The sequence below is a fragment of the Streptomyces sp. NPDC048291 genome (genome assembly GCF_043201715.1).
Classification (GTDB): domain Bacteria; phylum Actinomycetota; class Actinomycetes; order Streptomycetales; family Streptomycetaceae; genus Streptomyces.
Window position 1 is genome coordinate 76,128 of the sequence record NZ_JBICZC010000027.1, and the last position, 11,851, is coordinate 87,978.

General features: G+C 69.4%; 11 protein-coding genes. 8 read left to right on the forward strand and 3 right to left on the reverse strand.

The window, feature by feature from the left end; all coding sequences use genetic code 11:
• Position 1: 1 nt before the first annotated feature.
• The 5 genes from ACGF5O_RS47510 (at position 2) to ACGF5O_RS47530 (ending at position 4,126) form a co-directional block, all read left to right on the forward strand.
• A complete protein-coding gene (locus ACGF5O_RS47510) occupies positions 2-880 on the forward strand; it encodes a branched-chain amino acid ABC transporter permease (protein ID WP_393816189.1) in 879 nt (292 codons plus the stop codon).
• Complete coding sequence (locus ACGF5O_RS47515; protein WP_362600861.1) at positions 877-1,887, forward strand: branched-chain amino acid ABC transporter permease; 1,011 nt, start codon at positions 877-879, stop codon at positions 1,885-1,887. The genes ACGF5O_RS47510 and ACGF5O_RS47515 overlap by 4 nt, the downstream gene beginning before the upstream one ends.
• Entirely contained in the window at positions 1,884-2,648 is a 765-nt protein-coding gene (locus tag ACGF5O_RS47520) for an ABC transporter ATP-binding protein (RefSeq protein WP_393816190.1), read from the forward strand. Before ACGF5O_RS47515 ends, ACGF5O_RS47520 begins: the two co-directional genes overlap by 4 nt.
• On the forward strand, positions 2,645-3,424 hold the full coding sequence (locus ACGF5O_RS47525; protein WP_393816191.1) for an ABC transporter ATP-binding protein: 780 nt from the start codon (positions 2,645-2,647) through the stop codon (positions 3,422-3,424). Before ACGF5O_RS47520 ends, ACGF5O_RS47525 begins: the two co-directional genes overlap by 4 nt.
• A gap of 324 nt (positions 3,425-3,748) precedes the next feature.
• On the forward strand, positions 3,749-4,126 hold the full coding sequence (locus tag ACGF5O_RS47530) for a hypothetical protein (protein ID WP_393816192.1): 378 nt from the start codon (positions 3,749-3,751) through the stop codon (positions 4,124-4,126).
• Between the two features lie 71 nt (positions 4,127-4,197).
• Here the strand turns inward: ACGF5O_RS47530 and ACGF5O_RS47535 are convergent, their stop codons facing one another.
• Positions 4,198-4,995 (reverse strand): IclR family transcriptional regulator, encoded by a 798-nt coding sequence (locus ACGF5O_RS47535; RefSeq protein WP_362600849.1) that lies wholly within the window; start codon positions 4,993-4,995, stop codon positions 4,198-4,200.
• A gap of 221 nt (positions 4,996-5,216) precedes the next feature.
• Between ACGF5O_RS47535 and ACGF5O_RS47540 the strand changes: the two genes are divergently transcribed.
• Both ACGF5O_RS47540 and ACGF5O_RS47545 read left to right on the forward strand, forming a co-directional pair.
• Positions 5,217-6,890: an aldehyde dehydrogenase family protein gene (locus tag ACGF5O_RS47540; RefSeq protein WP_393816193.1), complete on the forward strand. Its 1,674-nt coding sequence runs from the start codon at positions 5,217-5,219 to the stop codon at positions 6,888-6,890.
• Entirely contained in the window at positions 6,883-8,553 is a 1,671-nt protein-coding gene (locus ACGF5O_RS47545) for a thiamine pyrophosphate-binding protein (protein ID WP_393816194.1), read from the forward strand. The genes ACGF5O_RS47540 and ACGF5O_RS47545 overlap by 8 nt, the downstream gene beginning before the upstream one ends.
• Before the next feature lie 100 nt (positions 8,554-8,653).
• Here ACGF5O_RS47545 and ACGF5O_RS47550 read toward each other — a convergent pair whose 3' ends face one another.
• Positions 8,654-9,079, reverse strand: coding sequence for a nuclear transport factor 2 family protein (locus ACGF5O_RS47550; protein ID WP_362600840.1), 426 nt, complete (start codon positions 9,077-9,079; stop codon positions 8,654-8,656).
• Between the two features lie 458 nt (positions 9,080-9,537).
• Here ACGF5O_RS47550 and ACGF5O_RS47555 point away from each other — a divergent pair, with 458 nt between their 5' ends.
• Entirely contained in the window at positions 9,538-9,672 is a 135-nt protein-coding gene (locus ACGF5O_RS47555; RefSeq protein ID WP_393816195.1) for a hypothetical protein, read from the forward strand.
• Positions 9,673-9,937: 265 nt separating this feature from the next.
• Here the strand turns inward: ACGF5O_RS47555 and ACGF5O_RS47560 are convergent, their stop codons facing one another.
• Positions 9,938-11,311: an SLC13 family permease gene (locus ACGF5O_RS47560; protein ID WP_393816196.1), complete on the reverse strand. Its 1,374-nt coding sequence runs from the start codon at positions 11,309-11,311 to the stop codon at positions 9,938-9,940.
• Positions 11,312-11,851 lie beyond the last annotated feature (540 nt).

Genomic DNA, 11,851 nt, shown 5'->3' on the forward strand with positions numbered 1-11,851 from the left:
CGTGTCGGACACACTGCAGATCGTGCTCTCGGGACTCGTCGACGGCTGCGTCTACGCGCTGATCGCACTGGGCATGACGCTCGTGTACTCCATCAGCCGGGTGATCAACCTGGCCCAGGGCGGATTCGTCGTGCTGGCCGCGTTGACGGCGGTGTCCCTGGAACAGCACACCGGCCTGCCCGAACTCGCCGTCGCGGCACTGGTCGTGATCCTGTTCGCAGGCGGTCTGGCGGTGATCGACCGCCTGGTGATCACGCCTGGTGCGCGGCGCACCACGCCCGACCGCATGCTCCTGGTCACGGTCGGACTGCTCCAGGCGATCGGCGGCCTGCTCCTCGTGGTCTGGGGCAGTTTGCCGTACACCATGGACCCGTTTCCGCCCTCGGGCACCACCGTCGTCGGGGGAGTCCGGATCAACTCGCAGTACTACTGGATCGTGGGCGCGCTGGCGGTCTCGGTCGCCGGGCTGTGGCTGCTGCTGCACCGCACGGCGCTCGGCACCGTCATGCGGGCCACCGCCAGCAATCCGCTGGGCGCGTCGCTCACGGGGGTCAACACCGACCGGGTGCGGCTGGTGGCGTTCAGCCTGTCCGGCGCCATGGCCGCACTCGCCGGAACCACGGTCATACCCGTGACGTTCCTGCAGTTCAGCACAGTGACGTCGTACGCCGTGGCCGGCTTCATCGCGGCCGTCGCGGGCGGCCTGGGCAGCAGCGTCGGCGCGGTGGCGGGCGGCCTGGTCCTGGGCCTGCTGCAGGCCCTCTTCGCCCGCTACATCAGCAGTGAGCTCGCGGAGGTCGTCGCGATCGGCGCCCTCATCGTCGTTCTGCTGTTCCGGCCGAGCGGGATGTTCGGCAAGACGAGTGAGGTGCGCCGATGAGCTCTCCCAGCCTTCCCGGACGACTCGGCAGCACGGCCGGCACGGCCGCCGCGCCGCCGCAGGACGAGGCGCGGCGGCTGCCCAGGGCGGTCCTGCCGGCCGCCGGCGTGGCCGTGGCCGCCGTTCTGCCGTTCGTCGTTCCGGGCTGGACCGGTCTTCTCGTCGTCGTGGGCATCTTCTTCCTGGCCGTTCTGGGACTCGACGTGCTCACCGGCCTGGCGGGACAGGTGTCCTTGGGCCAGACGCTGTTCATGGCACTGGGCGGCTACGGCGCCGGGCTGCTCACCCTGCGCCTGCACTGGCCGACCACCGTCGCCACCGTCGTCATGGCACTGGGCAGCGCGCTGGTGGCGGCCCTGCTCGGCGGGAGCCTGCTGCGGCTGCGAGGCTACTACCTGGCCCTCGCCACGCTGGGCCTCGCCGTCATCACCGAGTCGCTCGCCTCCGGACTGCCCGATCTCACGGGCGGCCCGTCGGGACTGGTGGCCATCCCGAGCCTCCAGCTGGGCGGCTGGACGGTCTTCTCCGACCGTGCCAACTACTACGTCCTGCTGGCCGTCTGCGCGCTCGGCGCCTGGTTCACGGCCAACGTGCGGCGCAGCCAGACCGGGCGGGTCCTGACCAGCATCGCGGCCGACAGCCCGGCCGCCGCCATGCTCGGCATCAACACCGCGCGCTACAAGACCCAGGCGTTTGTGGCGTCGGCGGTCTTCGCCTCGGTCTCCGGCAGCCTGTACGCCTTCTACCTGCGGTTCATGTCCCCCGACGTCATCAGCGTGACCGTGGCGTTCAGCATCGTGATCATGCTGGCTCTCGGCGGCGCCCGAACGCTGGCGGGGCCGCTGATCGGGGCCCTCGTCCTGCAGGGCCTGCCGCAGGCGGGGCAGGCCTTCGCACGGTGGGAGCCGCTCGTCGCCGGTCTCGTGCTCATCGGCGTCATGACCTACTTCCCCCGCGGCCTGTGGGGGACGGCCACGTCACTCACCCCCTGGAGGAAGGCACGATGAGTATCTTGCTCGAGGTCACCGGGCTGACCCGCCGGTTCGGCGGCATCACCGCCGTCGACGACGTCTCCTTCACCGTGGGGGAGGGCAGCGCATGTGCCGTCATCGGCCCGAACGGAGCCGGCAAGACGACCCTCCTCGACCTGGTCACCGGATTCACCACGCCCGACGAGGGCACGGTGCGGCTCGACGGCCAGGACGTCACGGGCCTGGCCCCCCACAGACTGCCGGCGAAGGGGCTGCTGCGCACCTTCCAGTCGGCCCGCCTGGTCCCCCTGCTGTCCGTCCGGGACAACGTCATGCTCGGCGCCCACCGCTTCACCCGCGCGGGCTTCCTCTCCGACGGCCTGCGCCTGCCACGCACCCGACGGGAGGAGCGGGCGCTGCGCGCGCGGGCCGACGCCCTTCTGGACTTCCTCGGCCTGCACCCATTCGCCGAGCGCCCGGCCGCGGAACTGCCCGCGGGAGCACAACGGCTGGTGGAAGTGGCCCGCGGACTGGCCGGAGGGCCGCGGATCCTGCTGCTCGACGAACCCGCCGCGGGACTGGACGACACAGAGACCGCCGAACTCGCCGACGCCCTGCGGGCCGTGCACGCCGAGGGAATCGCCCTCGTCCTCATCGAGCACAACATGGACCTCGTCGCCGGCGTCAGCGAACGGATCCTCGTCCTGGACGCGGGCCGGGTCCTCGCCGACGGTCCGCCGGACGCCGTCCGCAACGACCCGGCAGTGATCGAGGCCTACCTGGGAGCCGCGGCATGACCGTCGAGATCGACAGCCTGGAGGTCCGCTACGGTGCCACCCGCGCCCTGCGCGACGTCTCCTGCCGGGTGGCCGGGGGAGAGGTGCTGGCCCTGATCGGGGCCAACGGCGCGGGAAAGTCCACGCTCTTGCGCACCCTGGCGGGAGTGACCCGGCCCCGGGCCGGCACCGTCCGCGTCCTGGGGCAGGACACCACCCGCCTGCGCGCCCACGACATCGCGCGAAGGGGCCTGCGCCTGGTCCCCGAGGGCCGCCACCTCTTCGACGACCTCACGGTGGGCGAGAACCTCTGGATGGGAACCCACCGCTCACGCCGCGAGGCGGAGCGCAACAGCTCTCAGCTGGAGCGGGTCTTCGAACTCTTCCCCGTGCTGCGGGAGTTCACAAGCAGACGGGCCGGCGCGCTGTCCGGAGGGCAGCAGCAGATGGTCGCCATCGGCCGGGCACTGATGGGGCGACCGCGCGTCCTGCTGCTGGACGAACCGTCCCTGGGCCTCGCGCCTCGCTACGTCGCCCAGATCATGGATGTCGTCGGCGGGCTCGCCGCCGACGGCACCACCGTGGTCATCGCGGAGCAGAACGCGGCCGCCGCACTGCGGACGGCCGATCAGGGCATCGTGCTGTCCAACGGCCGCATCACCCACAGCGGTCCCGCGCGTGACCTTCTGGAGGACGACGACGTCAGCCGCCACTACCTCGGAGTGGGTACGAACGACCGCACGGACGGCGGCGAGCCGCGCCGTCTGACGCTCGCCCTGGACCGCCTGGACGTCTGAGCCCGCCGGAAGTCCGCCGGAAAAGCCCTCGGGACATAGAGCCCGAGGGCGCTGCGGCACTTTGTGAGGGCCGGGCCATGCGGACCGCCCGGCACGGCTCGGGGTTCACGGGTCGACGCATCGAACCCCACAGGTCGGCAACGTCACGCCTGCACGGCGCGAGCCAGTCTCGTCGCCGCGTTCACCAGGTCCTTGCCGTACCTCTCGGGGTGGTGCCCCTCAGGTGCGACGACGGCGATGACACCGATCGGAGGGCCATCCTGGCCGCGTACGGCTGCTTGCGCCTACGCGGACCGGAAGGTCGCCGTGCTCGGTGCCACGGCCGTGAACTTTCACGAGAACCTCGCGATGGATCTCTTCGACGGCACAGTGACGGGCTCGTTCAACTACGCCCTTGAGCCGATGCTCAAGCACATCGCCGCGTGGCGAGCCGGAGACCTGGACACGGCACGCAAGATCTGGCTCGGGGGAGGACTTATGGCCCTGCACGAGTTCGTCTACGCGGAGTGGGGCCGCCTCCACGTCCGCTACGAGATCGCGACCTGGCTGCGTGGGTTCATCGACAGCCCGTTGATGCGGTCGCCCATGCCGAAGCCGCACAAGAACGAGGTCGAGACCCTTGCGCACCTGCTGGAGGCGGCCGGCCTGTCCGTGCGCGACCACTCCGACATCAGGACCGTCACCGACGCTCTGCCGTGCTGACCCCCAGCACCGTCAGGCCGCGGCCGACCGGCACGGTCTCTTGCCGGCCACCGTCACACGGCACGGGCGGCTCAGAGCAGAACCTGTGAAGCCCGGTCGACGGTGGCACGCAACAGCTCACCGATGTGCTTGGTGTCGGCCCGGCTGATGCGCCCGGCCGGGACAGCCGTGTTGAAGGCGAGGCGGAGGGAGGGCAACTCGGCAGGGAAGGCCACCGCGACGGAGGAGACGCCCTCCTCTCCCTCTTCCGAACTCGTCGCATAACCGCGTCGACGGATGGCGGCAATCTCCCGCTCCAGGTCGCTGCGGCTGCGGATCGAGTGCTCGGTGAGTCCCGGAAGCTCCTCCTCCGGGTAGAGCTGATGGAGTTGCTCGGTCGACAGAGTCGTGAGCATCGCCTTACCCGATGATGTGCAATGAGCCAGCATGGACCGGCCGAGCCGTGAGGCCACCCGCACCGCCTTGGGGCTTTCGATGGCGTCGATGAACCGCACCGTAGTGCCGTCGAGCACACTCAGGTGAACTGTTTCCGCGGTTTCGCGGTGGAGTTCTTCGAGGAACGGCCGAAGCGGATCCCGCACGTCGAACCGCTGCAGGATCGAAAACGCGACACCAGTCAGCGCGGCTCCCGGCACATAGGCCTTCGAGCGGTCGTCCTGCCGGACGAAGCCCCGGTACTGCAGCATGGCGAGCAGCCGGTGCGCCGTCGAGGAGGCGACCCCGAGGTACTTCGCCACCTCTGTGAGGCGCAGTTCACTGCGCTCGCCCAGAAGTAGCAGGATCCGCATGGCGTTGTCGACCGACTCGATGGGGTACTGCGGCCGGGACCCTGCGGTGAGCTGCTGATCCGGGGACGAGGATTTCTTCATAGCAGAAATCTTAGTCCGGCTTGCCGGTCGCGTGTCGCAGCATTCAGCTCGGCGGAACACGGGCAGAGCGGCCCGGGCCGGATGCGTTCACGAGCACTGCGGGGACTGTCGTGCTGCAGGTGTCCGGCGACGGCGCGGTCAGGGGCGTCCGACACCGCGGCGGTGGCCGGCCCCGGGGCTCGTGAACGCATCTCCCCCGGCCGTCCTCGCCCCGAGAAACGATGAACGGTCCTCCGGCGCCCGCTCTCCCGCAAGCGCGCCGTCCATCTGATCTGCAGAGCTTCTCAGGCAAGCGGATCTCTTCGGGGTACCGCCGTCTGAACACGCCGGAGGCGTTGACCGCCTGCAACAAGTGGAGTTACTTTCCTTCTGCAGAGCAGAGATTCATTCCTTTGAGAGGAGAAGTCGTGGCGGGAGCGAGCGGGCCCGAAGGAGCGGTCGCGGCGGTGGCGGACCGTGATTGGCGCCTCATCGTGGGGGGACGTTCACGCCAGGCGGACGGCGGACGCACCTACGACGTGGAGTGTCCGGCCACCGAGGCACCGCTCGCCGCGGCACCGGATGCCTCGGCCTCGGACGTGGACGAAGCGGTGCGCGCGGGTGCCGACGCCGTCTCCTCATGGCGCGCTCTCGACATACGGGAGCGGGCCCGGAGGCTGCGCGCACTGGCCGAGGCCGTACGCGAGCACGCCGAGGAACTGGCACTGCTCGACGCGCTCGATTCGGGCAATCCCGTGAGCGCGATGCGCAACGACGTGGCGTGGGGGGCGGAGGTCCTCGATCTCTTCGCCGGGTTCGCCTCTCACCTGGGCGGGTCCACAGTCCCCGCCTCACCCGAGAACCTGCACTTCACACGGCGTTCCCCGTTCGGAGTCGTGGCACGGATCGTGCCTTTCAACCACCCGCTCTTCTTCGCGGCGGCCAAGATCGCAGCGCCACTGATGGCCGGGAATGCCGTGGTGCTCAAGCCCTCGGACATCACACCGCTGTCCGCGCTCCGGCTGGCCGAGATCGCGTCCGGAATCCTGCCACCGGGCGTGCTCTCCACCATCACCGGCGACGGTCCCGCCGCGAGCAGCGCTCTTGTGCGCCACCCGCTGATCCGGCGGATCGGATTCATCGGCAGCGAGAGGGTGGGCCGCCTCATCCAGCGCGATGCGGCCGAGGTCGGCGTCAAGGACATCAGCCTCGAACTCGGTGGCAAGAACGCCCTCATCGTCTGTCCCGACGCCGATCTGGACGCCGCGGCCACCGGCATCGTCAACGGCATGAACTTCGCCTGGTCCGCCGGCCAGTCCTGCGGCTCGACCTCCCGGGTGCTGCTGCACTCGTCCATCGCCGAGAAGGTCCTTCCCCTGGTTCGCGAACGGGTCGACGCGATCCGAATCGGCTCTCCCGTCGCACCTGAAACGCAGATGGGCCCGCTTGCCTCTCGTGCGCAGTACGACAAGGCGCTCCAGTACATCGACGTGGCTCTGGCCGAGGGTGCCACCCTGTTCCACGGCGGTCAGCGGCCGCAGGGCGAGGGCTTCGGCCGCGGGCACTACCTTGAGCCGACGATCTTCACCGACGTGCGGCCGGGGATGCGGATCGCGCAGGAGGAGGTGTTCGGTCCCGTGATGTCGGTCCTCACCTACACCGACCTCGACGAGGCCGTAGCGATCGCCAACGGCGTGGACTACGGGCTGACCGCGAGTATCTGGACGCGCGACGTCTCGACGGCCCTTTCCCTCGTCGACCGCGTCGAGGCCGGCTACGTATGGGTCAACGGCTCCTCCCGACACTTCTGGGGAATGCCCTTCGGCGGTACCAAGGCCTCCGGCATCGGCCGTGAGGAGAGTATCGAGGAAATGCTGAGCTACACGGAGCTCAAGGCGGTGAACGTTCTTGTCTGACCAGCCACGTCAAGGCGCCGATCTCGTCGTCGAGTGCCTCGCCGCGGAAGACGTCACCCACGTCTTCGGACTGCCCGGCACCACGGTAATGGACCTGATCGACGCGTTGGCCAGGCAGAACGCCGTGCGTTATCTGTCCACTCGGCACGAGCAGGTCGCCGGATTCATGGCCGACGGCTTCTCGCGCGCCGGCGGACAGCTGGGCGTCTGCCTCGCCTCCCGCGGCCCGGGAGCGGCCAACCTGTCCGTCGCCGTGCAGAACGCCCACGACGAATCCATCCCGATGCTTGTCCTGATCGGACAGGTCCCTGGCTCCATCACCGAGCGCCGCTCCTTCGAGGAGATGGACGTGGTGTCCGTGTTCCGGTCCGTGTGCAAGTGGGCCGTCGAAATCCACCAGCCGGACCGTATCCCGGAGCTGCTGCAGCGCGCGGTCCGCACCGCGATCAGCGGCAGGCCCGGCCCGGTCGTGGTCTCCCTGCCGCTCGACGTGCTGCAGGCGCCTGTCACACAGCCGCCCGGCCCACGGGCACGCGTCTACCCACCGGCCCCCCATCACGACGGCATCACGGAGGCGGCACGGCTTCTGGCGTCCGCCGAACGGCCCGTGATCATTGTCGGCGGCGGCGGGGGTGACGCAGAGGCCCACCTCGGCCTCGCGGAGACGGCCGGGGCCCCGCTCGTCACGACGTGGCTGCGCAAGAACGCCGTGCCCAACAGTCACCCCGCCTTCCTCGGTGCCCTCGGGTACGGCGCACACGAGGTCTCCGACCAGATCGTGCGGGACGCGGATGTAGTGGTGGCTCTGGGCTGCCGTTTCTCCGAGTTCACCACCAAGCGGTGGACGATCGTGCCGCCCGCGGCGGATCTGGTGCACGTCGACATCGATCCCGTCGAGCTCGGCCGGGTCTACCCGCCGCGGGTCGCTCTCGTCTCCGACGCGGTCGCCGCCTCACGTGCGCTGGTCGCCGCGCTGGCTCCGCTGTCCGCCGAGGACCCGGCCCGGGCGGCGCGGCGCAGAGCGCGGCGCGAAGCGCTGCGCAAGGAGTACGACGACGCGGCTGTGCTCCCCGCAGCACCACACTCTTCCGGGACCGTTTCGTCCGTCACCCTGACGCGGGCCGTACAGGAACTCGCCGATCGCGACGGCCTGGTCCTCGTCCAGGACGTCCACACGTTCGGCCCCTGGATCCAACGCCACGTAGGCTTCGACCGGCCGCGCAGCTACTACGGCTCCGCGGGCGGGGCGATGGCGTGGGGCTTCCCCGCGGCGATGGGGATCGCTCTGAGCCGGCCGGAGGAACGCGTCGTCGCGCTGAGCGGGGACGGCAGCTTCTGGATGGTTGCCCAGGACTTCGAGACCTGCGTGCGGGAACACATCCCCGTCGTCAGCCTCATCGTCAACAACTTCGCCTACGGCAATACCCGCGACCGGCAGCGCTTCGCCCACGACGAGCGATACCTCGGCGTCTTCCTCGACAACCCGGATTTCGGCGCGTTCGCACGCATGCTCGGAGGCCACGGAACGCGGGTCACCCGCGACGCCGACCTCCTGCCCGCGATCGAGGACGCCCTGACCCAGCCCGGGCCCAGCATCATCGACATCGTGCAGGACCCGATGGAGGGCCTGCCGGCGGGCCTTGCGCCGCTGAAGGCCCGCTGAGCGGGCCGCTGGCCCGGCCCGGCGATCCCTTCGGCCGGCACCCGGACGGCAACGGCAACGGGAACGGGCTCCGGTATCCGTGCCCGGACCGGTGCCGGCTTCAGTCCCGCTTCGATCCCGTACCCGCCGAAGGACCCCGTTCCGGCCGTGCTTCGGTCGCCTGGTGCGCCACGTTGAGCCATCTGCCGTGTGCCTTCACGTAGACGCGCGTGTGGAGCGCGTACTTGGTCGGCTGGAGACCTTCCGGCGTACGAATGTCGTTGTGGTAGCGCCCTGTGACGACGGCCGTGTCGCCGTAGACGCGTACCCGGTTCTCGTCCACGACAAAGGACTCGAACCGGTACTCGCCTGTTGCCAACCCCCGCAGGAACTCTTCCTTGGTCCGGGCCACGCCGCTGCTCTCCACATGGGTGTAACTGTCCGCGGTGAGCTCCGCGAGCGTGGCGGCGTCGGCCTCGACCATGGCCTTCGCACGCCTCCGTTCCACGGCCAGCACGTCTTCGCGTGCCTGTTCGTCGCCACTCAAGGCTGCCTCCGGTTGTGTCATGTGGGGCGATTGTTCCCCGGACTCCTGCGGAGGTATCCGGGTGGTGTCGGTAACCGTGACGAGAGTCCCCAGCGGGCCCGGTTACCGCCGCAGCCCACTCCGACCCGGCTGGGCCAGCCGGAGGTGGGCGCAGAAGCGGGACACCGCGTCCGGGGCGGCCTGCAACGAGCGGCCGCCGGGCAGTCCGTCGCGAGGGAGGAACTCGCCGTGCGGCAACCTCTCCAAGGCGCGGGTCGCGTGCTCGGCAGACGCCCTGTGCGCCACACGGGTCCACTGGGATCAGGCCGGCTGACCGCGGTGCCCGACGTGCTGGCGGATGGTCTCGCCGGGATCCTGGTGCTCGACGTCAAACGGAGGAAGCCGGAGCCGCGGGACTGCGCTCCGGGCGTCTCCGCGGCCTTCCAGCACGAGGACCTGGGCTTCGCGCTCGACGTGGCGTGGACGTCAGCAGCCGCGGTGCCGACGACGCGGCCGTCGGCCAACTCTTCGGCGTGCTGCGGTGGACCGGGCACGGCGGCGACGGTCACAGCGGCGTCGTCACGATGATCGAGCGGCCTTCCCGTACTGACTGAGTGCCGAGGACCGGCCGGGCTGTATCCCGCAGACGAGTCTGCCGACCGGCGCGAGCCGGAGGCCGGCCACGTCCCCGGGTTCGCAGCGTCGAACCGACTTGGCATCTGGGGGTCTCGCCACCCGCGACACGCCCGGATCGCTCGGCCAACCTGACCAGGTCGGGGGATTCGCGAGAGCCACTGCGAGTTCACGGACGTCGGCGCTTGTACGTGTGTCTTCTCCGGACTGAGGGCCGGGGCTGTCCGCAGACGACAGGGGCGAGGGTCAGTGTGTGCTCGGCAGGATGAAAACCAGCCAGGTGACGATCGGTGCGGTCACCGCCATCGAAAGGCCCCAGGTGAGCATCGTGCGGAACAGCTGTGGACGCTGATTCTCCGGGGCGTTGGCCAGCGTCAGCGCGCCCACCGACGAGAACGGCGTCGAGTCCACCACGGTGGCTGAGATCGCCAGCGCGACGATCATGGCGGTGCCGCCGACCTCACCCTGGCTGAGAAGCGGCACGGCCAGTGGTATGAGCACACCGAGCAGGCCGGCGCTGGACGCGAACGCCGAGGTGAGCGCCGCGATCAGACAGAGAAGGAACGACGTCAGCACAGGCCCGCCCATATCGGCGATGCCCTTGCCTACCACCGCCACGGTGCCATAGCGCTGCAAAGCCGCGACGAACGTGACAACGCCGCAGATCAAGAGCACGACCGACCAGACGATCCGGGTGTCGGCCTTCGCGAACCTGACGGGAAAAATCGTGTGCACAAGCGTGGCCGCTATGAGGGCGAGAAAGCCGATCTCGATATCGAAGACGAGCGCACCGACCGCCACGCCGACCAGAGCCACGAGAGTGATCGCCTGGTCCATCCGCAGGGGCGCCGTCGTGCTGTCGGAGGTGTCGGTGCCGCACTCGCCCGATGGTCCACCGCTCCTCGCGCCGGGGGCGCTCGCGCTGCCGGCTGTCGCACTTTCACGAACCAGTGCTGGGGTCCGCACGGCGGACATCGACGTCGGTGTGACTGCAGGCGGCCGTATTCCGCGCTCACGCCAGAGTGAACGGCCGCCGAAGACGAAGTAGATGACGACGGCCAGGCCGGCGTTGTAAGCCGCGCTGCCGAGGAAGAGGGTGGCAGCCGAAACCGAGATTCCGTTTGACTTGGCCGCCTGCTCGACGATGACGGCCAGGCCGTTGAGCGGCGAGAAGTTACCGAGGCACGAGCCGTGCATGACCATGAGGGCGCACATACGCCGGTCGATGCCGTAACGCTCCCCGAGTCTGAGGCACAGCGGTGCGAGCATGGCCACACCGGCCGGACCCAACGCTCCTGCCGTAGTAGGCACCGCCGAGAAGCAGAAGATCAGCCAGGGGACGAGCGCGGGCCGGTCCCCCAGGAGCCTGACCACCCGCCCGATGAGCCATTCCAGCGTGCCGTTCACAGCCGCGAGGCCGAACAGGTAGGTCACGCCGACGAGCAGGACGAAGAGATCAGGAGGAAATCCGGACAAGATCTTGTCGGTGTCCTCGTGTGCCGCCAGGACTCCGATGAGAAATGTGGCGACGAGTGAGAGGGCGCCGATGTTGACGGGTCTGAGCGACCCGATGACGAAGACGAGCGCGAGGGCCACGACTCCGATGACGTGGATGGACATGACACTTCCTTTGGCCGCGACGACGGGGCCACCGGCACCGTCCGCCGGAAGGAGACGCCAGCGCCGGGCTTCGAAAATTTCTGTATTCCAGAAGCACCTTCTTTTCATGGTCTGGGTGAAGTCAGGACCCGTGCCTCAGGCCGCTGCTCCCAGGGCTAGACGGTCGAGTCGGCCGAGGGGCAGCGTGGACGGCGCGCGGCGAAGTGGGCACCGGGATGCGGGCACGGGGCCCGTCGGGTGTTGCGGAGACCGCGTGGCGATCTGCGGGATCGAGCCCCCGGTCTCCGTCGGCACGTCAGCAGCAGACGTCGCTGCTGCTCATCCCGATACGGCAGGATCGCTTCGAACTGTGCTACCGGAACAGCCTGTTGTACTCCCGGCACACCCGCAGCCGGCCAACGCCCGCTGGAACGGGGAGCCACCGGTAAGCGCTCCGCACGTCCTAAGTAGGTGTTTTTCTACTCGCTTCCTTGGACTGTGTTCCGGCAGTCCGGGAGCGAGTGATCTTTGTTCTGGAACAGAGTGCGCATGCCGCAGGGA